The sequence below is a fragment of the Nocardia testacea NBRC 100365 genome (assembly GCF_000308775.1).
Classification (GTDB): Bacteria; Actinomycetota; Actinomycetes; order Mycobacteriales; family Mycobacteriaceae; genus Nocardia; species Nocardia testacea.
In genome coordinates this window covers 111,644-133,050 of the sequence record NZ_BAGJ01000011.1, presented here as the reverse complement: position 1 = coordinate 133,050, position 21,407 = coordinate 111,644, and the positions used below count along the sequence as shown (strand labels likewise).

At 67.1% G+C, this 21,407-nt stretch carries 22 protein-coding genes; 10 read left to right on the top strand and 12 right to left on the bottom strand.

The features are described from left to right. Positions 1-17: 17 nt before the first annotated feature. Together ON38_RS35495 and ON38_RS02090 are read right to left on the bottom strand one after the other, a co-directional pair. Positions 18-767 carry a hypothetical protein gene (locus ON38_RS35495; RefSeq protein ID WP_051164269.1) on the bottom strand — a complete coding sequence of 250 codons (750 nt, stop codon included), beginning with the start codon at positions 765-767 and terminating at the stop codon, positions 18-20. A 217-nt stretch (positions 768-984) separates the two neighbouring features. Next, entirely contained in the window at positions 985-1,362 is a 378-nt protein-coding gene (locus ON38_RS02090) for a MerR family transcriptional regulator (protein WP_039821847.1), read from the bottom strand. 65 nt (positions 1,363-1,427) lie between these two features. Between ON38_RS02090 and ON38_RS02085 the strand changes: the two genes are divergently transcribed. After that, positions 1,428-2,522 (top strand): alkene reductase, encoded by a 1,095-nt coding sequence (locus tag ON38_RS02085; RefSeq protein WP_039821846.1) that lies wholly within the window; start codon positions 1,428-1,430, stop codon positions 2,520-2,522. Positions 2,523-2,650: 128 nt separating this feature from the next. On the opposite strand, the gene ON38_RS02080 is transcribed toward ON38_RS02085, so the two are convergent. Next, positions 2,651-3,604 (bottom strand): helix-turn-helix transcriptional regulator, encoded by a 954-nt coding sequence (locus ON38_RS02080; protein WP_039821844.1) that lies wholly within the window; start codon positions 3,602-3,604, stop codon positions 2,651-2,653. A gap of 97 nt (positions 3,605-3,701) precedes the next feature. Here ON38_RS02080 and ON38_RS02075 point away from each other — a divergent pair, with 97 nt between their 5' ends. Beyond that, positions 3,702-4,313, top strand: coding sequence for a TIGR03086 family metal-binding protein (locus ON38_RS02075; protein WP_039821843.1), 612 nt, complete (start codon positions 3,702-3,704; stop codon positions 4,311-4,313). Between the two features lie 228 nt (positions 4,314-4,541). Here ON38_RS02075 and ON38_RS02070 read toward each other — a convergent pair whose 3' ends face one another. Continuing rightward, positions 4,542-5,759, bottom strand: a complete 1,218-nt coding sequence (locus ON38_RS02070; RefSeq protein WP_083872117.1) for a GDSL-type esterase/lipase family protein — start codon at positions 5,757-5,759, stop codon at positions 4,542-4,544. A gap of 72 nt (positions 5,760-5,831) precedes the next feature. Between ON38_RS02070 and ON38_RS02065 the strand changes: the two genes are divergently transcribed. Continuing rightward, positions 5,832-6,338 (top strand): MarR family winged helix-turn-helix transcriptional regulator, encoded by a 507-nt coding sequence (locus ON38_RS02065; RefSeq protein WP_039821842.1) that lies wholly within the window; start codon positions 5,832-5,834, stop codon positions 6,336-6,338. A 168-nt stretch (positions 6,339-6,506) separates the two neighbouring features. Here ON38_RS02065 and ON38_RS02060 read toward each other — a convergent pair whose 3' ends face one another. Then, complete coding sequence (locus tag ON38_RS02060) at positions 6,507-6,959, bottom strand: ABA4-like family protein (RefSeq protein WP_039821841.1); 453 nt, start codon at positions 6,957-6,959, stop codon at positions 6,507-6,509. Beyond that, positions 6,956-7,909, bottom strand: a complete 954-nt coding sequence (locus tag ON38_RS02055; protein WP_039821839.1) for a hypothetical protein — start codon at positions 7,907-7,909, stop codon at positions 6,956-6,958. Before ON38_RS02055 ends, ON38_RS02060 begins: the two co-directional genes overlap by 4 nt. Before the next feature lie 107 nt (positions 7,910-8,016). Here ON38_RS02055 and ON38_RS02050 point away from each other — a divergent pair, with 107 nt between their 5' ends. Further along, positions 8,017-8,655, top strand: a complete 639-nt coding sequence (locus ON38_RS02050) for a MerR family transcriptional regulator (RefSeq protein WP_039821838.1) — start codon at positions 8,017-8,019, stop codon at positions 8,653-8,655. 302 nt (positions 8,656-8,957) lie between these two features. On the opposite strand, the gene ON38_RS02045 is transcribed toward ON38_RS02050, so the two are convergent. After that, positions 8,958-10,586 carry an FAD-binding protein gene (locus ON38_RS02045; RefSeq protein ID WP_039821837.1) on the bottom strand — a complete coding sequence of 543 codons (1,629 nt, stop codon included), beginning with the start codon at positions 10,584-10,586 and terminating at the stop codon, positions 8,958-8,960. A gap of 103 nt (positions 10,587-10,689) precedes the next feature. On the opposite strand from ON38_RS02045, the gene kstD reads away from it, so the two are divergent. Further along, complete coding sequence (gene kstD / locus ON38_RS02040) at positions 10,690-12,378, top strand: 3-oxosteroid 1-dehydrogenase (protein ID WP_039821835.1); 1,689 nt, start codon at positions 10,690-10,692, stop codon at positions 12,376-12,378. 22 nt (positions 12,379-12,400) lie between these two features. Next, on the top strand, positions 12,401-13,264 hold the full coding sequence (gene chsH3 / locus ON38_RS02035; RefSeq protein ID WP_039821833.1) for an enoyl-CoA hydratase ChsH3: 864 nt from the start codon (positions 12,401-12,403) through the stop codon (positions 13,262-13,264). 229 nt (positions 13,265-13,493) lie between these two features. Here the strand turns inward: chsH3 and ON38_RS02030 are convergent, their stop codons facing one another. Beyond that, complete coding sequence (locus ON38_RS02030; RefSeq protein WP_083872115.1) at positions 13,494-14,255, bottom strand: lipase family protein; 762 nt, start codon at positions 14,253-14,255, stop codon at positions 13,494-13,496. A gap of 380 nt (positions 14,256-14,635) precedes the next feature. Between ON38_RS02030 and ON38_RS02025 the strand changes: the two genes are divergently transcribed. Next, on the top strand, positions 14,636-14,836 hold the full coding sequence (locus tag ON38_RS02025; RefSeq protein WP_039821831.1) for a hypothetical protein: 201 nt from the start codon (positions 14,636-14,638) through the stop codon (positions 14,834-14,836). 131 nt (positions 14,837-14,967) lie between these two features. On the opposite strand, the gene ON38_RS02020 is transcribed toward ON38_RS02025, so the two are convergent. Next, positions 14,968-15,909, bottom strand: a complete 942-nt coding sequence (locus ON38_RS02020; protein WP_039821830.1) for a MerR family transcriptional regulator — start codon at positions 15,907-15,909, stop codon at positions 14,968-14,970. Positions 15,910-16,122: 213 nt separating this feature from the next. On the opposite strand from ON38_RS02020, the gene ON38_RS02015 reads away from it, so the two are divergent. Further along, positions 16,123-16,503, top strand: a complete 381-nt coding sequence (locus ON38_RS02015; protein ID WP_218000727.1) for an inorganic diphosphatase — start codon at positions 16,123-16,125, stop codon at positions 16,501-16,503. 98 nt (positions 16,504-16,601) lie between these two features. Continuing rightward, complete coding sequence (locus ON38_RS02010) at positions 16,602-17,297, top strand: MBL fold metallo-hydrolase (RefSeq protein ID WP_039821829.1); 696 nt, start codon at positions 16,602-16,604, stop codon at positions 17,295-17,297. Positions 17,298-17,340: 43 nt separating this feature from the next. Here ON38_RS02010 and ON38_RS02005 read toward each other — a convergent pair whose 3' ends face one another. Further along, entirely contained in the window at positions 17,341-18,534 is a 1,194-nt protein-coding gene (locus ON38_RS02005; protein ID WP_157181640.1) for a hypothetical protein, read from the bottom strand. A gap of 98 nt (positions 18,535-18,632) precedes the next feature. Between ON38_RS02005 and ON38_RS02000 the strand changes: the two genes are divergently transcribed. Further along, positions 18,633-19,298 carry a class I SAM-dependent methyltransferase gene (locus ON38_RS02000; protein WP_051164285.1) on the top strand — a complete coding sequence of 222 codons (666 nt, stop codon included), beginning with the start codon at positions 18,633-18,635 and terminating at the stop codon, positions 19,296-19,298. 37 nt (positions 19,299-19,335) lie between these two features. Here the strand turns inward: ON38_RS02000 and ON38_RS34605 are convergent, their stop codons facing one another. Both ON38_RS34605 and ON38_RS01990 read right to left on the bottom strand, forming a co-directional pair. After that, the gene (locus ON38_RS34605) at positions 19,336-19,974 is read right to left on the bottom strand and encodes a 2'-5' RNA ligase family protein (RefSeq protein ID WP_157181639.1); all 639 of its coding nucleotides are present in this window, start codon (positions 19,972-19,974) and stop codon (positions 19,336-19,338) included. A 7-nt stretch (positions 19,975-19,981) separates the two neighbouring features. Next, positions 19,982-21,325 carry a helix-turn-helix transcriptional regulator gene (locus tag ON38_RS01990; protein ID WP_083872112.1) on the bottom strand — a complete coding sequence of 448 codons (1,344 nt, stop codon included), beginning with the start codon at positions 21,323-21,325 and terminating at the stop codon, positions 19,982-19,984. Positions 21,326-21,407 lie beyond the last annotated feature (82 nt).

Below are 21,407 nucleotides of genomic sequence, written 5' to 3'. Positions count from 1 at the left end.
AGGCGGAGGCGAAGTCGTCAGGATACGGCCGCGAAATACGCTGTCCGCACGTCCACGATGGTGGGCGGGGGCAGCTCAGGAGAACCGGCGCCGAGTTCGCCCAACCGGACATGCCAGGTGGGGGCGGAGGTGTCGATGGCGGTCCGCGCGGCGGACGGCTGCAGGACAACTTCGGCGCCGCCGGTACACGAATAGGCGCCGACCAGGCCGTCGGCCCGGCCGCCCCACGCTCCGCCGACCCGGATACGGCAGCGGCGCCCGTCGGCCAATTCGAGCGCCCACGGTTCGGGATCGAGGGTTTTCCCGATCGGTTCGAGCCGGGGCTCGACGCTGTACCAGCGCAGTTCACGGTTCCAGGGGTCGTCGGCGCACAGCAGTTCGGTGCCGCCGGCCCGGGCCCAGCAGATATCGGCGGCGTCGGCGGAAGCCCCACAGTGGTAGATACCCGGGCTGATCGCGGACCGACTGGATACGACATTGCCGCAGTCGAGCCGGCCCGCGGGCGCGGTACCGGATACGTCGAAACCGTCGGCCGGGCGGCCCGAGGCGTCGACGGCGGCCAGGGTGACCATCGTGGTGGACGGCGGGTCATCCGGGAGCTGTTCCCCGGTCGCCGCGACCGTGGACGTTTGTGCCGCCGCCGGAGGCGCGGCCGAGGAGACCGTCGAGCCGGGGTCGCCGTCGCTGGGGGACGCGCAGCCACTCAGCGCGGCCGCCAGCAGCGCCGTGAAAACCGCAATCGGCCGTACCCACACCGCGAATACCATGAGTCACCACCTGACTCGGGAACAGTGGCCCGAGTGTAGCGGGATCGGCGACGATGACAGCGCAATCCCGGCAGTCAAGTCTCCGCTCGAGGGTGAGATACACCGGTGGGGCCGGTTCCCGGCTTCATTGCGGCTCCGCCTGTCGCCGACACGGACCGGGGCCTGCCGGCAGCGACATCCGGCGTCGGCGAACCGATTCGGGATGCGGGGACGGCTCTCACGCAGCCGCGGTCGTGAAACCCGCGCCCGCCCGTTCGATCACCTCGTCCAGGACTTCGCGCGAGCGCAGCAGATCGGCGATCATCCGGTCGATCCGTTCCCGTTCGACCCGCAGCTCGTTCACCAGCGCGGGGGTCGCGAATTCATTGGCGCCGCCGTCGGTGTCGCGCATGCAGGGCAAGATCTCCACGATCTTCTTACTGCACAGTCCGGCCGCGAAGAGTTCCTGGATGTGTACGACCCGGTCCACCGCGTGCTCGGGATAGTCGCGATGGCCGCCCGGGGTGCGGTCGGCGGTGAGCAACCGCTGTTCTTCGTAGTAGCGCAGTGAGCGTTCGCTGACCCCGGTCCGCTGCGCCAGTTCTCCGATTCGCATGCTCACCTCGTATTTTCCCGTTCGGGCTTGAACTTCACATCAATGTCAGGTCTTACCGTCCAGGCATGACAACCACAGCGCCCCGTGATCTATTCGCTCCCGCTCGCCTCGCCGGGCTGGAACTACCGCACCGCCTGGTGATGGCCCCCTTGACACGTAACCGCGCGCAGGCGGACGGCACCCCTTCGGACCTGATGGCGACCTACTACGCCCAGCGGGCCGGCGCGGGTCTGATCATCGCCGAGGCCGCCACCCCGAACCAGGTGGGCCAGACCTACGCCAATATCCCCGGTATCCACCGCGCCGAGCACATCGCGGGCTGGCGCCGCGTCACCGACGCCGTCCGGGCGGCCGGCGGTCGGATGTTCCTGCAACTCCAGCACGGCGGGCGGGTCGGTCATCCCGACAACAGCGGTCTGGTTCCGGTCGCGCCCTCGCCGATCCCACTGCCCGATACCGTGCACACCCCGTCGGGTCATCAGCCGGCCGTGACACCGCGCGCACTCACGGCCGACGAGATCCAGGCGACCGTCGCCGATTTCGCCGCCGCCGCGCGTAATGCCGTCGACGCCGGGTTCGCCGGGGTGGAAGTCCACAGCGCCAACGGCTATCTGCTGCATCAGTTCCTGGCCCGCAACACCAACCAGCGCACCGACGAGTACGGCGGCCCGGTCGAGAACCGGATCCGGTTCACGGTCGAGGTCGTCGAGGCGGTGGCGGCGGCCATCGGGCCGGAGCGGGTGGGGCTGCGCATCTCGCCGGCGAATCCCGTGAACGGCATAGCGGAGGGCGATACCGAGGCCATCTATCCGGCCCTGGTCAGCGCGGTCGCCGACCGGGGTCTCGCGTACCTGCACATCGTCCGGGTCGAGGCCGACGATCCGCTGCTGCCCCGGCTCCGGGAGCTGTGGCCCGGCAGCCTCGTCGCCAACCCCGCCGGTGATGCCCGCGATGCCGGCGCCATCGTCGAAGGGGCCGGACGCCTGCTCGCCGCCGGCGCCGACCACATCGCGCTGGGCCGCGCCTTCCTGGCCAACCCCGATCTGGTGGAACGCCTGCGTATCGGCGCGCCCCTGAACGCGGTCCGCGACGCGCAGCTGATGTACGTGGGCGGGGCCGAGGGTTATACGGATTATCCGACCCTCCCGGCGACCGCCTGAGCACCCGGGATCGACCATTCCGCCGATTCGATGTTCGGGCAGCACGGGCGGACAGTGGTCCATTCGATTCCACGGCAACCCGCATGGGTGCTCACGGTGAATCGGCTCGCCACACAGGCCCGGCCATATCAGAGGTGGGCCACCGCCTCCCGATATCGCCGTCCCAGGGTGCGGATGTGTTCGACCAGTTCCGGTGGGCCGTCGACGCGGAAATCCATCATCAACATGCTCAGGTAGATGGCTATGGTCTCCATCGCGTCCGCGCCGGTGAGCAGCAGGCACGAGTTCTCGTCGACCGGTACCACCACCCCGACCGCCGGATTGATCCGGGCGATAACGGTTTCCGCAGGTGCCAGCACCGTGACCCGGGCGTGCACCGCGTAACCCGCGGAGGCCACCTCCCGGAGCACGAATGCCACCAAATCGCTTTCGGGCGGGGTGCGGGCGGCGAAGCGGCGGGTGCCCGCCACCACCCGGCGCCGATTCGCCACCGGGAACGCGCGCCAGGCGTGCGTGTCGAGGTCGTAGCCGACCAGATACCAGCGGCGTTGCCAGCTGACCAGCCGGTACGGCTCGACCCGGAGATCGTCCAGTTCGAGTTCCCGGGCGGCACGTATCGCCGCCGCGATCGTGGCCAGGGTTTCGGCGGGCACCGGCGCGTCCGGTTCCCGGGATCCGATGGTCGCCGGACCGACCGCGGTGGTCTCGCGCAGGGCGTGCACAGTGCGCTGCAGGCGTTTCGGCAGGATGCGCTCCAGCTTGGCGAGGGTCCGTTTGACACTGTGGTCGATATCGGCGATACCGGTGGACCCGTCCTCGGCGAGGCCCATGGCCAGCGCGACCGCGACCGCTTCGTCGTCGTCGAGCAGCAACGGCGGCATGGTCGCGCCCTGGCCGAGGCGGTAGCCGCCGACCGGGCCCCGGGCGGCGTGCACCGGGTATCCGAGCTCGCGTAAACGGGCGATGTCCTGGCGCAGGGTGCGATCGGTGACGCCGAGCCGTTGCGCCAGTTCGGGACCGGTGTAAGCGCGGTCCTGAAGCAGCGACAGCAACCGAAGCACCCGGGTTGTGGTGGAGGTCACAAAATTCTCATTTCCGCGCCGTGCTTATCAGGAAGAAAACGAGCCTAATAGGGCCATAGCCTGTGTTCAACACCGAAAACGACCGAGAGGCAGCACAATGGAAATCACCGCCGCACAGGACACCACCGCTCAGCTCGCACCGGTCTGGCGCGAGGTGCTGAGCTCCGCCCACGACGCACTGCGTGAGGTGATCGCACGAGTCGACGCCGGTCAGTGGCAGCTGGCGACCCCGTGCGCGGACTGGAATGTCGCACAGGTCGCCGAGCACGCCGCCGGAGATCAGCGCGCCTTCGCCGCGGCACTCGGCGTGGGCGCCGGCCCGGCCTACGATCCCTTCTCCCCGACCGGCACCATCGCCGACGGCCCCGTCGCCCTGGTCACCGTCGCCTTGGAGGAGACGGCGACCGCCTGGTCCACCGTCACCGACGACACCGAGAGCGTGCCCACCCCACTCCCCTTCGGCCCCCTGCCCACCCCGGTGGCCGCGGTGTTGTGCGCCCTGGACGCGGCGGTGCACGCCTGGGATATCGCGGTCGCCACCGGCCAGGAATCCCCGCTGACCGACGAACTCTGCGCACCGATCCTCGCCGCGGCCCAGGGCCGGATCGAACCACTGCGCGATTGGGGCGCCTACGGCCCGATCGTCGAGGGCGAGGGTTCCAGTACGGACCGGCTGCTGCGTTATCTGGGTCGCCGGCCGCAGAAATGAGCGCTTCCGATGTGGACCGGGATCCCATTGCGACGACCCCGGTCCGCAGAGATGATCCGCCGGGCCACCGGACCGACGCGGCGTTCACCACGAACGGTCGGCAGACCCCTCCGCGGGGGTCCGGGACCTCGGGCCCGGCGTTCGCTCATCCCGCAGCGGTGAGCGGTGAACCGTACACCCGCCTCTCGATCGTGCCGTCTCCCCGGGGCTGCGGAACCCCGCACCCGGTCAGGCAGCTTCCGCGAGACCAGCCCCCGCCGAGCTTCCCCGCCCTGGTATCACGCGGTCGAACTCGGGCAGCATCGGCAGCAGGGTTTCGGCCATGACCGCCGCTCCTCGGTCGTTGAGATGGGTTCCGTCGCCGCTGTCGAACACCGGATGGATACGGTCCGGGTCCGCAGGGTCGGCCACCGCGTCCGCGAGGTCGGCCACCGAGTCGAAGACATCTGTGCGCAGGAGCCACTCGTTGACCTCCCGACGGATCGGAGACCCCTCGACAGCAGTAACTTTTGGGAATACCGACCCACCGAAGGGTCCTATCGTCGCGGCGTGCACCGCAAGCCCGGCCCTATGTGCGCGCCGGGCCAACTCGATGAAGCCCGCGATGAGCTCCGCCGCCGTCGCCGGGGGCTGCCCGGCCATCCCGCCGAGGATCAGATCGTTGATGCCGAAGTGGAGCAGGACTCGCCGCACCCCGGGGACCGCGAGGACGTCCCGATCGAACCGGGCCAGCCCGCTCTCGCCGATCTCCGGGCGCAGCAACCTGTTACCGGATATTCCCTGGTTGACCACCCAGCCCGCGGGCAGCCGCCGGTTCATGATGTCGACACTGCGCCGGTCGGTGTCGGGAGTCGTACCCACGCCTTCGAACCACGAGTCACCGAATGCGACCGTCACCGGCGTCGAGGCAGGGCCGTAGACGTCGACACCGGTGACGAAGAAACGCGCGCCCACCGGCTCCACCCCGGTGAGGCGGACAGCGCCGGACTGGTCACCGGGTGCGACGTAGGCGGTCTGCTGCGGCATGTGCGAGTAGGTCGCGAGGCCGGTGGACTCCGGTAGGTACAGACTCAGCGCCAGGGTCGTTCCGGCCGTTGTCGCCCAGTCGATCGGATCGCTCACGACCTCGGCCCCCGGCGCGATCCGGACCTCGTCCGCGCCGGCGAAACGCAGCGGAGTGTCGGTCGCCGCGTCTATTTCGTCCCCCGCCGACTGGATCGCGATCCTGGCCCGCACCCGCAGCGGAGTGCGGCCGTAACGGTTGGTCAGACGCACCCGTACCCGGCTGCCGCCCCCGGCGAGTCGCAGGGACTGGCGGATCGTCTGATCGGCGAACGCACGGGGTTCGGTGAGTGCGATCTGCTCATCCGGGCTGATGACACCCGATCGGAAGCCGGCGAGCCAGCTGTTTCCGTCGAAGTTTATTTGCGATGCGGAATTTCCCATAGAGCAGATTTTGCACGTCAATATTACGCATGTCAACTATCCGCGCATCAGACTTCTGGTAGGTTCGAGCGCATGGGCGCCAGTGACTTGTTCGATGACCCCCGGCTCACAGCGATGGGTCTGCTGCTCGAAACGCACGAGGGCCTGCTCGCGCGGATGGAACCCGTCTGGAAAGCGCACGGATTGTCCGGCCTCGACCTCAATGCGTTGATCCGACTGAGCCGTTCCCCCGGCCGACGGTTGCGCATGACCGACCTCGCGAACCAGACCTCGTTGTCCACCAGCGGTGTCACCCGGCTGGTCGACCGGCTGTCCCGCGGCGGCCTGTCGGTCCGCGAACTGGACCCCACCGACCGGCGCGTCTCCTACGCCACACTTACCGCGGCGGGAGCGCAACGACTCGAACAAGTCCTGCCGCTCTACCTCGACGCAATCCAGCAGTGGCTCATCGACCTGCTCACCGCCGAACAACTCGACGCACTTCTCTGCGCGTTACGCATCGTGCGCGATACGGTCAACCCCCAGGCCACCGCATTGAGCTCCGCGTCGGCCGAGGGGAAATCGGCTCAACAGAACTGAGCCCGACGCCGATGGCCGCCACGCTGCCGACGGGCCGACGCCGACGCCGACGCCGCATCGGCCCGATCAGGCCCCCTCGTTCAAGGTTCGGGGGGGTGCCCGGCGATACCCCCGGTGAGAGAACCGCATCGGCTGAACGAGCGTTGCCGGGACGGTACATGCGGCCCATCAAGATCGTTGAGGGGCGGGCCGGCCGAGCCGGGACTGCGCTGCCCACGCGGATCGGGTGATCAGATACAGCAGGACACCGACCGGCGCGAACAGAATGGTCAGCGCGAGCAGCGGGCTGATGAGCAGCGCCGGAAGACCACGAGCGCGGCTGTCATGGAAGATCCACCGCCCGAGAAACAGATCGAATGCGACGAAGTGCGCCCACGCGGCTGCCGCGCCCACATCGCTACCGAGCACAGCCTGCAGGCCGAGCAGGCTCGGGTTGATCAGCTCTTTCGCGAAACTGGAGAAGCCGGGAAGGATCAACACGGCGTAGACCACCAGAGACGGTAGGCAGATCAGTGGCGATGCCACAGCAGCACTGGTTCGACGCCATCCGGGAGCCAGGATCATCAGCGCCCAGAACGGCGCCGCGAACCAGAAAGTGATATCGAAGAGCAAATCGGTCATCGGACCGCGTCCACCGAGTCGCCCGAAACAGCAACGGCTCTCGGCCGCAGGACAATGCCCGCCGAGCACAGGGAAGCTACGACGATCACGAGGAAGGCGAGCAAGGTGGGACCGTCCGGCCGCACTACCGACTGACCGCGCAACGCCTGCCAGGTCAGCACGACGAGCAACGCGCCGAAAGCCACCGCCGCTGTCACGATGAGTCTGTGTCGTACCTGCATCGACCGCAAGGCCGGAATCCGCCGTGCCCCGAATTCGAGGGCGACCAGTAGCAGCGGAAGCGCTTGCAGCGCGTGCATACCGATGAAATGCGGGACCCGCAGGTCGCCGCCGACGGAGCTCCAGCCGAGGAACGGCAATCCGGGTCCACCGTCGGGGAGGCCGACGGTATGCGCGCCGACGACCGAACTGCCCGTCACTCGCTGCGCCGGGGTCGCCGGCACCATCAACAGGCCGAGTGCCGCGCCGGCCAGGGACAGCGCGGCGCCGTAGCGGATCGCCGTATTGCGGGCGCGGTCGGCCGTGCCATTACGGAACAGTGCCACCGAGACAACCAGCGTGGCGACCCAGACCAGAATGATCGAGGCCCCCATGATATTCCACAGTGTCGCGTTCAGCGGCGTCGTGTAATTGAAGTGGCTGGTGGTCCCGCGCACGATCTGGGTGACGATGATGATCAACTCCACCGCGAGACCGGCCGCCGCGATCGTGCCGGCCCACCACGCGATCTTCCGCCAGCGGGTGAGCTGGGCGATCAGCCAGGCCCAGGTCACGGCATAAACCACCACGGACACGGCGAATTTCACGGATTTGGTCCAGATCGGCATGCCGGTCAAGGTGCGATCGTCGATGACCAAGCCTATGAGGGACGCGCCGGTGAGCGCTGCCATGACGATGGCCAGCAGCATCAACGGGCGATGCCAGTGGAGGGCGGGAAACGGAGCTGTCATCGGTCGGCCTTCTTTCATAGTGACACTATCGATAGTTGAACTATCGATAGCATTATCGATAGTTTTACTATCGACTGTCAACACTCGACCGAAAGGTATGGGTCTCGATGCGGATCGCCGAACTCAGCCGCGTCAGCGGCGTTTCTGCCGCGACGATCAAGTACTACGTCCGCGAGGGCCTGTTGCCACCCGGCATGCGAACTCATCACAACCAGGTCGACTACAGCGACGCACACATCGGCCGTCTGCGCCTGATCAAGGCACTGATGGACATCAGCGGACTGTCGGTCGGGGAAACCAAAGAGCTACTCGCCGCGCTCGACAGCAGGAAGTTGTCCGCCCGCGACTCGCTCGGTCATGTGCTGTACGCGGTCGCCGGTCGCCGGTCACCAGTCGGTGACGAACGCCGCGAGTCGGCCGCGCGTGATGTCGCTGCCCTACTGGAGCGCCGAGGCTGGCACATTGCCGAGCACAGCCCCGCTCTCGCCAACCTCATCGATGTATGCGCGGCGCTTCACCTGCTCGGTCATTCCGACGTGGTCGCCGCATTGGACGAGTACGCCGTCGCCAGCGAAGCCATCGCCGCCACGGACCTCGGGCTGATCGGCAACGAGCCCACTCTCGAGCGGATGATCGAAACCGCCATCGTCGGGACCGTCCTCGGCGACACCGCGCTTTCCGCTCTCCGCCGCTTGGCACAGGAGCACTTGTCCGCCACGCTGCTGCCGCCGGCAACGAGGAGCTGACCGCAGTGCGGGCCGCCCGCTGCTCCGCGGCAGAATGACGGTCTGCCCATGGTGGGCAGCCTGAGGATAGTGTGCAGATCGAAGTCGTCCAGGAGTTTGGCGCGCAGGATTTTGCCCGCTCCACCGTTCGGGGTCCCGATGCCGTGCAGCAGCAGATTCATCGCCGCCAGCCGGGCCAAACCGTCGACCAGCTCGAAACCGGTGGCGTAATCGATGTCGGCGAAGGCCGCGACTGCGTCAACAGGCACCGCGTCCCCGCTGGCGTAGGGCGCGAAATCGGCTGCGCCTCCGGTGTTCGATCCCTACCTCACCGTGCGCTCTGCGGGCACGCCTTCCACGGCCAACGCTTCGCCCGCCGCGCTACGGCCCGCCCGACGACCAGAGAAAATGCAATCTGCCAGGGACAAGCCACTGACATAGGAGTTCACGCATATTCCTGCGGTTGTCCGGCCCGCCGCGTACAGGCCTCGGATCTCACCGCCGTGCGTATCGCGCACCGCCCCGGTCTGCTCGTCGACCACCAGGCCGCCGACGGTGAACATCGGGCACGGATTGGTCAGGCTCGGCTCGATCGATACGTTCAGCATCCAGTACGGGCCGGCGCCGACCGGGCGCACGTATTCGGCCGGTTTGCCCACCGGGTCGGGTGCGCCGGTCGCGTAGGCGCTGTTGTACGCGGCGACTGTTTCACGCAAGCCCACCGGGTCGACACCCGCCGCGGCGGCGACCTCGTCGAGGGTTTTCCCACGCTTGGCCTTGCGGCGCATGACCTCGAACTGCATGCGCTGGAACCAGGCGGCCTGGGGGCCGATCTGGGAGATGGCGGTACGCATGAGCGCGTCGTCGGCGAGCAGCCAGCCGATACCGTCGTGCCGGTTGATCAGGGCGTCGCCGACCGCCGCGCCGTAGCGGGTCTCATCGATGACCCGCTGCCCTTTTCCGTCGACCAGCAGCGCGCCGGCGAACGAACTCGGTGGCAGCAGGAACCGCCAGGCCGAGACATTGCCCATCCGGTCGGTCGCGGCGCCCACACTGCGACCCAGCTCGATCCCGCTGCCGTCGTCACCGGAGCTGCCCAGGGCCAGGCCGTTCTTGTAGGCGGGGGCGTGGGCGTGCAGCATCTCGCGGTTGGCGATGAACCCGCCCGCGGTCAGCACCACACCGCGCCGGGCCAGGACGCGGAGTGTGGTCGCATATCTGCGGTCCAGCCGGGCCAGCCGCTTCTCCAGCGCCCGGCGCAGCGGCGGGTAGTAGATGCCGGGTTTGGCGGCGATCGCGGCCAGTCGCGCGTAACGCGTCTTGACACGCGCGGGTGCGTCGCGCAGGGTGCGGCACTCGACCCCCACGACCGCGCCGGTGTCGTCGGTGATCAGGGCGGTGGCGGTGGTGAGCGTTTCCACCCGCACTCCCCGCTGCCGCGCCGACCGGGCCAGTGGTGCGAACAGCTTCTTCCCGGAGGTGCCCCATCCCTTGACCCGGTGGCCGCGCTGAGCAGGGGCGATATCGGCGAACGCGCCGGAGATCTCGCTGCCGGAGTAGTAGAGGTAGTAGTCGTTGTTCGGGTAGGAAGTCTTGTACGGGCACAGCGACGCCTCGAACGGCACCCCGTGCCCGGTGAGCCAGTCGATCATGGCGGGACTGTCGTCGACGAAACGCCGCAGTGTCGCCGGCGAGACCGCGTCACCGACCTCGCGTTCGAGATAGGCCAGCATCAGTTCCGGGGTGTCCTCGACTCCACCCGCGCGCTGCACCCAGGTGCCCCCACCGGCGTAGATGATGCCGCCGGACAGCGCAGTCGCGCCCCCGCCGGTGAAACGGTCCAGTACGAGTACCTGCGCACCGTCCTCGGTGGCCTGCAGGGCGGTGGCCGCGCCCGCCGCGCCGAAACCGACGACCACCACGTCCGCGGCCAGGTCCCATTCGTGCGTCATCTACCAACTCCACCACAAACTGAAACGAGTTTCCCTGCTGTTTACTCCACAGAACAAGTCTTCTGCCAGACAACATAGACCAACAGCGCCATCATTCTATAACGTGTTCTACATGAACGATCGGGAATACGATGTGGTGGTGGTCGGCAGCGGCGCCGCCGGGATGACCGCCGCCCTCACCGCCGCGCACAACGGGCTGAGTGTGGTGATCCTGGAGAAGGCGCCGTACTACGGCGGATCTACCGCGCGCTCGGGCGGCGGGGTGTGGATCCCCGGTAACAAGGCCCTGCGCGAATCGGGCGGTCCCGACGACCGCGAGGAAGCGCGCAGGTATCTGCACAGCATCATCGGCGACGTGGTGCCCGCCGAACGGATCGATACCTATATCGACCGCGGCGCCGAAGCCATGGATTTCGTCCTCGCGCACTCACCGCTGAAGATGACCTGGGTCAAGGGCTATTCCGACTACTACCCCGAGGCCCCCGGCGGCCGGGCGGGCGGGCGGTCCTGCGAGCCGAAGCCGTTCAACGCCAAGATCCTCGGCGACGAGCGGTTCAATATCCATCCGCCCTATTCCAAGGCGCCGCTGAACGTGGCGGTCACCCAGGCCGACTTCGTCCGGCTGAACCTGATCCGCCGCCACCCGAAAGGCATGCTGCGGGCCCTGCGCGTCGGGGCGCGCACCTACTGGGCCAAGTTCACCAACAAGCATCTGATGGTGATGGGCCAGGCGGTCATCGCGGGCATGCGCAAGGGCCTGATGGACGCGAACGTGCCCCTGCTGCTCGACACCCCCATGACCAAACTGGTCGTCGAGAACGGCAAGGTCACCGGGGTCGAGGCCACCCACAAGGGCGAGACGGTCACCTTCACCGCGCGCTACGGCGTGGTGCTCGGCAGCGGCGGGTTCGAGCACAACGCCGAGATGCGGGCCAAATACCAGCGCGAACCGATTACCACTGAGTGGACAACCGGTGCCGCCACCAACACCGGCGATGGCATCGTCGCCGGTATGGACGCGGGCGCCGCTATCGGCTTCATGGAGGACGCCTGGTGGGGTCCGACCATCTTCAAGGGCGGCAAGCCCTGGTTCGCGCTGTCCGAGCGCAACCTGCCCGGTTCGATCATGATCAACCCGAAGGGCGAGCGGTTCGGCAACGAGTCCGCGCCCTACGTCGAGGCCGTGCACACCATGTACGGCGGTGAGTACGGGCAGGGCGAGGGCCCCGGCGAGAACATCCCGACCTGGCTCGTCTTCGACCAGCGCTACCGCAACCGCTATATGTTCGCCAGCCTGCAACCGGGCCTGAAGTTCCCGTCGCGCTGGATGGAGAACGACCTCATCGTCAAGGCCGCGACCCTTCAGGAACTGGCCGAGAAGATCGGTGTGCCCGCCGACAAACTCGCGGCCACAGTGGAGCGGTTCAACAAGTTCGCCGAAACCGGGAAGGACGAGGACTACGGCCGCGGCGACAGCCAGTACGACCGGTACTACGGCGACCCGACCGTGAAACCCAACCCGTGCCTCGCGGCGCTGGTCCAGGGCCCGTTCTACGCGGCCAAGATGGTGCCCGGCGACCTCGGCACCAAGGGCGGCCTGGTCGCCGATACCGCCGCGCGGGTGCTGCGCGAGGACGGTACCCCGATCGAGGGGCTGTACGCCTCCGGCAATGTATCGACCCCGGTCATGGGCCACACCTACGCGGGCCCCGGCGCCACCATCGGACCCGCGATCGCCTTCGGCTATCTCGCGGTCCACGACATCATCGACCGCAAGAAGTCCGCGGCCTGAGCCGCCGGCGAGGAGAATCTGTATGCCCATCGATCCTGAAGTCGCGCTCGGAGCCGAACTTCCGAGCAAGGAGTTCTCCTGGACCGCTTCCGATGTCCAGCTCTACCACCTGGGCATCGGCGCCGGTCACCGCTGGACCGAACCCGCCGAACTGCGCTACCTCGACGATCGCGAACCGCAGGTGCTGCCCACTTTCGCCACCGTCGCCCACACCCTGCGCGATACCGACCCGCCGAAGGTGAAGTTCCCCGGTGTCGATATCGACCTGGCCAAGGTGGTGCACGGTTCGCAGGAAGTTCAGGTGCACCGGCCGCTGCCCGCCGCGGGTAAAGCCACCCGCACCGGCCGGATCAGCGAACTGTGGGACAAGGGCGCCAACGCGGTGATCGTGCAGGAGTTCACCGTCACCGGTTCCGACGGCGAAGCGCTGTGGACCGAACGGTCCTCCATCTTCGCCCGCGGCGAGGGCGGATTCGGCGGTGAGCGCGGTCCGAGCAGCAAGACCGAACTCCCCGACCGCGACCCGGATTTCGACGTCACCACCGCGACCCTCCCGCAGCAGGCCCTGCTCTACCGCCTCTGCGGCGACCGCAACCCGCTGCACTCCGATCCGGAATTCGCGAAGGGGGCCGGTTTCCCGGCGCCGATCCTGCACGGCCTGTGCACCTACGGGATCATCTGCAAAACCGCCACCGATACGGTGCTGGACTCGGTCGCCGGCCGGGTGACCGGGTTCAAGGCGCGGTTCGCCGGAGTGCTGTTCCCCGGGGAGACGCTGCGGTCGCGGATCTGGCGGGAACCGGGACAGCTGATCATCAGCGCCACCGCCGTGGAACGCGACGGCGCCCCGGTGCTGGGGGATGTGGTGCTCAGCTACGCCGAGTGACATCCAGGTGAGATAGCGCGGCTACCGGCCACCGGATTCGCGCCCCGGGGTATGGAACACCGTGTGCCCGGCAGATCTTTCGAAAGATCTGCCGGGCACAGCCGTATCCACCGGACCTACCGAATCTCTGTACAACCGGCGGAACGGCCATCTCATCCACCTGGACACCGCCGACCTCGCGCCTCACGGGGACCGGTGTTCCGAGGGCGCGACCCACTGCCGCGACCGGCTACCGGGAGCTGAGGAAGAACTGTCGCGGGCAGTCCGTGGCAAGGGGGCCACCGCGCAGGGCGGAATCGATCAGATCCTGGAAAGCCCCGTCCTGTGGTTCGTTGCGATGTATGACATGTCGCCCGGGACAGAATTGCTGAACGCTCGCATTGACCGCTCCCGGTAGAGGTTCGCGCTCAGGGCCCTCGTTCTCCGAATACAGGTGGTATGCCGGGAGACCGGGCGGCAATGCCGGCGGCGTATTGAGTTGCCGCAGGAATTCCGAGTTCGGTGCGATATCGCGGCAGCCCGGAAATACGAGCGAGCAAAGGTATCCGAGAGGTTGGCCGGAATTCGGGGTGCCCAAATCGACGTAGGTTCCCACCGAGTCCAAACCGCCCAGGAACTTCACATAGTGCCGCTGGGCCAGTCCGCCCATGGAATGCCCGACCAGATCCACCCGGCGGGCCCCGGTGCCCTGCCGGATCTCGGCGACCTTCCGGGCGATCACTCTCGCCGACTCGGCGATTCCCGCTGACCCGGACGACCCGGCCGGCACCCCGGCCGGCACCATCGAATAGGCGGTGTATCCACGATCGGACAACTCCGACCGCAAGTTCTCCAAGATCCCACGGTCGGCATCGAACCCCCCGATCACCAGCACCGGATTCGCCGGCGCAGGATCGGCGTGGGCCGAAACGGCCGATGCCCCTACCGAACCGCAACCCAGCAAAACGAGGACCACACCAAGTCGGGCGAGCAGCGTGAGCACAGTTTTCATCGACCTGCTTTCCAGAGGGCGAATGGCCGATCCACTGTCACCCGGACTGCATCGGCCGACGGCCTCGGATGCTAATCCAGCGAACGCGCAGGTGTGGGAGGCGCGACGGTCACGGGCGCCCGAAGGATGCTGTTCATCGTCCTTTTCGAAGCCGAACCTGTGCGCCGGGTTCCGATCTCCGCGGCCGCTCGGGTTGTCCGGCCGAGATGGTCGCAGGACCGAATCGAACAGGCCATGAACAATTCACAGCCGAGGCCGACCGCGTAGGCACCGGCGCGAATGTGAGATATCCGACTCGGGGACACCATATTTCGGTTGGTCAGCGCAAACAGGTGTCGGCTAGGTTCGAACGGCTACTGATCGACATCTGAGGAGTTTGAATGACCGCCTTACGTGGAACTCTTACTGCCGCCCTGATCGGCGCCGCGACCCTGGCCGGCGCCGGGGCCGCCACGGCCGCCCCCCTTCCGCTCGAAGCGCCCACCCCGGCTCCTGCCGAATCCGTCGCCACGGCCGACTGTACCGGTGTCATCCACCCGCTCGGCCAGCTCTCCTGCCTGCTCAGCTCCCTCTCCGGATAGCACCGACACCGCCCGGCCGGTGGGGGTCCCGGCCGGACTGTGCTTTCCCGTACCCGAGCCGAACTCGTGATCAGCGGCATCGCGGATCCGCGCGCTCGAGTATTCGGTGCCCGGGCACGCACTGCCGGTGATCAGGGCCGGCGCAGGGATTCGCGGAGAGCTCGGGTGAACCAAGCGAACACCGGGCCCAGCTCCGGCGGTGGCGGCCACCCGTTGACCACGGCCACCAACTGCCAGTACCGGGCCACCCGGGAATCATCGGCCACCTTCAGCCTTTCCAGGATCCAGCCCCGCAGTTCACCGTCGTCCGGCCTGCCGAAAGTCTCGGCGTATCGCCCGGCCAGCCGATCGACTATCGACAACGCCGCAGCCGAGCCGGGATCGATACCCGCTTCCAGTGCCCTGCTCACCTCGTCGCGCACCGCCTCCGTCAGCTCGTGGTGAAGTCCGGTATCGTCGCCCGCGGCCCGCTCTTCAGCCTGGTATTCGGCCATCCGGCGCACGGCGGCGCGGAAGGTCTCGTCCCGCACGAGTGCCACCAGATCCATCCATGCCGTGACCTGTTCGGTGGTGGGATCGACCGGTAGGTCCGGCATGGTCGATCGCAACAACTCCACGACAGCGGGGTTCGCGTCGACCGTGCCGAAGGTTCCGTCGACGAAATCGTGGACCAGGCGGTGCCGTTCGGCTGCGGACAGGTTGACCAGTTCGTGCATCAGATCCATCTCCTGCGGATTCGAATCCCGGTCGGCCACCGCTCGCAATACCGCACGCCGGAGCCGCAGCGTGCGGATCTGCACCTCGAGGGCGTCCGCGTGCGCGGCCGCCACCTCACGCAGGGAGGTCTCGTGGGCCAGGATCGCCCGCACCGTCGCGAGGTCGATATCGAGCGTGCGCAAAGTGCGGACCAGCTCCAGGCGGGCCAGCGCGTGGGTGTCGTAGAGCCGGTAACCGGCCGGGCTGTGGGCGGTCGGCGGGACGATTCCCCGATCGGCGTAGAACCGGATCGTTTTCACCGAGAGTCCGGTCCGTTCGGCCAGGGACCCGATCGTGTAGAGCGTCTCGTCGTCCATGGACACCAGACTGCTGTCTCCCCCGGGGGGAGACACAAGACAATTCCCTGAACGCAAAACGCAGATGTGCGCACACGGCCGCTAACGCCCGACTGGTCGCCGACCACCCCGGAGACCGACTTTCACGCTCTACGGCGAAGCCTTCGATCAGCTGCCGATGGTCACCACCGCCGGATAGCGAGGCGGTGTCCTCCGGCCCGGTAGTGTGATCCGGTGACCGATCGGAGCGCGGAATACGATTCGGTATCGCTCGCGCTGGCCCGCCCCTTTCTCGGCCGGAGTGTCGATCTCACCTTCGACCGGCCATACGGAAGCCTGCACCCGCGCTGCGGATTCCGCTACCCGGTGAACTACGGCTACGTCCCCGGCACGCTGGCGCCGGACGGTCAGGAACTGGACGCCTACTATCTCGGTCCGGCCGAACCGCTGGCCACCGCACGAGGCAGATGTATCGCGATCGTGCACCGGCTGTACGACGATGACGACAAACTGGTGGTCGTCCCGCCGGGAAGCCCGGATCTCGACGATGCGGCGATCGTGACCGCGGTCGAGTTCCAGGAGAACCACGGTGAATACGTGATCGTGCGACGGTGAACTCGCGGCGGGTGCGGACGTGCACTCACCGAACGCCCGTCGCTGCTCAGAGCAGAGAAAGCGGCGCACGCGGTGGCGGCGCCGGTAAGTTCGCGTTCGTGGAGATCGTGCCCGTATCACCCCGGCTGACAGCACTACGCTTCGCCGACACCAACGACCTGAACGTCTACGTGTGGGACGACGGCGCAACGATCACCCTGATCGACGCCGGACTGCCCGGTTCCCTCACCGAGATCGACCAGGGACTCGGCGAGCTCGGGTTCGCGCCGGAGGCCGTGCGGCGGGTGGTGCTCACCCACGCCCACGACGATCACATCGGATCCGCGGCCGATCTCGCTGCCCGTGGCGCCGAGATCTGGGCCCACCACGCCGATGCCGATATCGTGCGCGGCCGGCGACCGCAACCTTCTCCGGTGCTGCGTGACTGGGAACGTCCTATCGCCGAGGCTCTCCCACCGGGCCCGCGGCCCCGTCCGGCTCCGGTCCACCGCGAACTGCGCGCCGGCGATGTTCTCGATTTCGGTGGCGGCGCGGAGGTAGTCGAGGTTCCGGGGCATACGGCCGGCAGTATCGCGTTGCATCTCCCGCGCCACCGATTGCTCTTCACCGGTGACACACTGGCGAACGTGCGGGGTGTGACCATGCCAGGAGTGTTCAACCTCGACAGCGCCGCCGTCGACGCGGCGGCGTACCGGCTGGCCCGGTTCGATGTCGATACCGTCTGCGTTGGCCACGGCGAGGTGCTGACCGCCGAACCGCTGCACGCTTGGCGGGCCGGGCGGTCGGTGGACTGATCGCGGCCGGACCATCCGGCCCCGTCTCCCCCCGATGCCTTCTTCAGAAAGGCCGCGGGAAGCCCGGCGACGCCACCGCCAGACGTAGCGCGTCGTCGTCGCGACAGGAAAGCGTCAGCTCGTACCAGTCCGGAGTCCGGGCCTCGCCGGAGATACCGTCGGCCCCGGCGGAGGTGGTGACCTTCCAGCCCAGCTGCTCCCAGATACGCAGGATCAACGGCAGATAGGCCTGGGGCCGGTCCGGTGGCGGCGGATCGAGGAAATAGCGGGCTTCGAGTCGATCCACCTGGTAAACGTTTCCGGCGTCGTCGTCGCACGGCAGGATCGTCTCGCCGTCCGGGCCGTCCTGGGGCCGGGCGCCGAGCTCGCCGCCGAGCGCGTCGAGCAATTCCGCGAGGATTTCGCGAATGCGGGCGCGGGCGGCGTCCTCGGTGAGTTCGCGCGTCCACACGACCGCTCGTGCCGCTCGCACGGTCGACAGGGCGGCGACCCGCTGCCGCAGTTCGTCCGGAGTGACGGGCGCGGCGGGCTCGGGTGGAAGGTCGCGTTCGAGCTGGAAACCGTGGCCCATCAGATCGTCGAAAGTGCGGCCGAAGTCCATGGGCCGTTCCATATCGCCCCCGTACTCCCAGCCGACCGTGTCACCGGGCAGCTCCGGGGAGGCGAAGTAGTTCGTATCGCCCAGCCCCTTGGCGATCAACATCGCCCGGTCGCCCGGGATCCGCTCGTCGGTATCCCAGTTCCGCACCGATCCGGACAGATCCAGCTCGTCGTAGGTCTGCATATCCCGCGGCCGGGCCGGACCGAAGGACACGCCGTCGAGGTCGGTGAATCCGGCATGGACCATACCGAGGAAAACCCGCAGCGGTTCCGGCAGCGCATCCCAGTAGCGCGGCACATCGGCGCCGAAGGTCGCCGGATCCCAGCCGATACGGAACTCGTGCGGCTGGAACGGTTTCCGCAGCGCGTACAGCAACACCCAGTCGCCACGCAGCAGACAGACCCGCACATCGTCGAGGCATTCGGCCAGCACGGCACCGAACCGGGGCACCAGCTCGAACATGTCCAGATTCCACAGCGCCACCGCAGCGGCGCTCCGGACGCGCGGGTCACGAGCACCGGCGATCGGATCCCACTGTGCGGGGACGTGCGCGGCGGCGGAGCTCCCCGGTTCGACGAGCAGCGCGGAGCCGGCACCGAATTCCGCTACGACCCGCGCGAAGTCCACAGTGTCCACACCACGCATTGAACAGCAGGGGTCCGACAGGTGCCGGTCGATCCTCGGTATTCACCTCCCGACGTGCCACCATGTGGTGACCAGGCCCCAGGGAGGTGATGGCATTGCCCGGACAACAGGGAGACCGCACCGGTGATCCGTTCGGCGGCAGACGACCCACCAGCCACGAACGCAGTACCGGGCTCCCCTGGGACGCTTCCTATCTGGACGGTCCCGCCCCGTGGGATACCGGCCGGCCGCAACCCGCCGTGGTGCGCGTGGCCGCCGAGGGCGGTTTCACAGGTTCGGTCCTCGACGCGGGCTGCGGGACCGGGGAGAACGCACTGCACATAGCCGAGGCAGGGCTGCCGGTACTCGGGTTCGATGTGGCGGAAACGGCTCTGGCGGCAGCCCGGGAAAAGGCGGCCGACCGTGGAATCGCGGTCGAGTTCGTCGCCGCCGATGCGCTCGAACTGAGCGAAATCGACCGCAGATTCGACACGGTGCTGGACTGCGGCCTGTTCCACACCTTCGACACCGCGGAGCGCCACCCCTACGTCGCGAGCCTGACCTCGGTGACCACGCCCGGTGCCACGCTGTACCTACTCTGCTTCAGCGACGAGGGCCCCGACCTCGGCCCCCACCCGGTGAGCCTCGAGGAACTGAACGCGACCTTCACCCCCACCAGCGGCTGGAGTATCGCCGCCGTCGTACCGGACCGGATCGAAACCCGATTCCACGACCACGGCGCACCGGCCTGGTTGGCGACGACAGACCGCGTCTGAACGGCAGACGGAGGAAATACCGGGTTCGGCACGAACGCTAGATCGATTTCCCAAGCGGAATTCGCTCGATCAAATCCCACGAGTACATGGCCCGCCGCCGGTAGAGCAGGACCATCGAGACCTCGGACACCTCCACCCGCACCGTTCGCAAACTGCGGTCCACCGTCGCCACCGCCTCATCTAGTTCCGGAGGCGCGATCCCGTCCGAATTACCGTACGCAACGGTCACGTGCGGGGGGTGCTGCTGTGGTGGAGCATCCGACTCGGAGAGCGCGCCGATAGCGCCCGCTCTCAACTTTCTTCGTAACTCGTCGACATTCCCGACGGGTGTCGCATCGAAGATCAGTGCGGCGGGCACCCGTCGTAGCGCACCGATGGTCAACTCGAACGGATCCATCTCGCAGAGCCCGCGCCGGACACCGGCCTGTATCGCATGAAGTCGACCGGGAGACACCTCGCCCGATTTGCCAATACGGCCGACGGTGAGATGCAGGCTTTCCAATGGCGCTGGATCGTATTGTGGAAAGGCGAGTCGGCTCTGGCACTCACGGACCGCATTGCGCAACGGCGCCGAGTCCTCGAACGTCAGAAACCAGTAGTATCCGACTACTCCCAAGGGCTTTGTCCAGTGGTTTCTCAACTGGCTGCCGACGACCGCCGCTTCTGTTGCGGCCACATTCTTCCTATTCGGCATCGGTGCTCCGATGTGCCGCCATCGCCTCACGAACTGTCGCCAACTGTGACGCAGAACCCCCGCGTGCCATGAGGTCCCGCGCGAATTCGGCAGCACGCGCTCGCACCGGTACTGTTGGGTCTGCGGGCGTACTTTCGAGTGCTTCGATGATCAGCGAGCTCGCGTAGTCCAAATCGCCTTTGCGGGAACTGAGCTGTGCCCGCGCCAGATCGATTTTTGCCAGCGAACGCCCCCATGGACACTCGGCTGGATCCATCTCGGCAAGAGCATCCTTCACGTGCGCTTCGACCCGGTCCGGCATTCCGAGTGAAAGATACGCTGTAGCGGCATTGCCGGCTACCTGCGCGCGGCTGTATCCGCTGATGGAGATGCTAGAACGCGAGTGATTCTCCATACCGCCCTCACCCACCAACTCATAGGCCTCTTCGACCGCTCGATCGACACCACGACGATCACCCAGTTTCCCCAGTGCCCTGGCTACGCCATTGATCTTCAATCGGACCTGCTGCGGACCAGACGCCGCATAGTTCAACCCATCCTCTGCGAACTGCAGAGCCTCGCGATAGTAGCCGGAATAGTACTCACAGTAGCTCTGCATACCGCGCGCCCAAGCCTGGAGATCCGGCGACTGCACTACACTGCCGAGTTGGAACGCCTCATAGCAGTATGCGCGTGACAGCTCGAAGTTCCCGAAGCCTACGTTGACGAAACCGAGCAGTCCTGAAGTCTTCGCTGCGATCTCGTACAGCCGGCGCCGCTCACGGATATCCCCACAATCCTCTGTCAGCGTATCGATCAACTGCCGCTGCTCCACCAGACCATCGACAAGCTTCGCGCCATCCAGAAATTCATAATCCTCGATCACCGCGTGGACCCTGGATGCCAATCGTTCCACGATCTCCCGATCGACAGCCGCGGTGATTCTATGGATCCTTCTCAGCACCTCGAGCAGTTCGTCACTGCTCCGACCGGCAGCCGGAAACTCGCCTCCGATCGCCTGGTCTCCGAACGTATCGGAACCCGTCGATCCGGCGCTCTCCCCATACGCTACTTCGAAACGGGAGGCCCTCGTTGCCGCGTCCGCTCGAGCGCGCAGGGCATTGAGAGCACCATTTGCTGCGAGCTCCGAGTCCACAGCAGCGACAAGTTCTCGCGACGGCAGATTGGCATCCTCCCACTCCGCCATCGAGACGTATTGGCGGGAGTAACCGATTCTGCCGGCGAGTACTCGCTGGCTCATACCGGCTTCTGTTCTGAGTCTCTTGATCTCCCGAGCCAATTCATCGGCGAGGGCCGCCCGGCCCACGGCCGGTACCACGATACGGCCGGTCATCGAATTCCCCTCCTGCTCATGTGTTCATTCTGACTTAGCGCCCTGTATGGCAACCCGCCTTTTCGGTGACTTGCTACCTTCC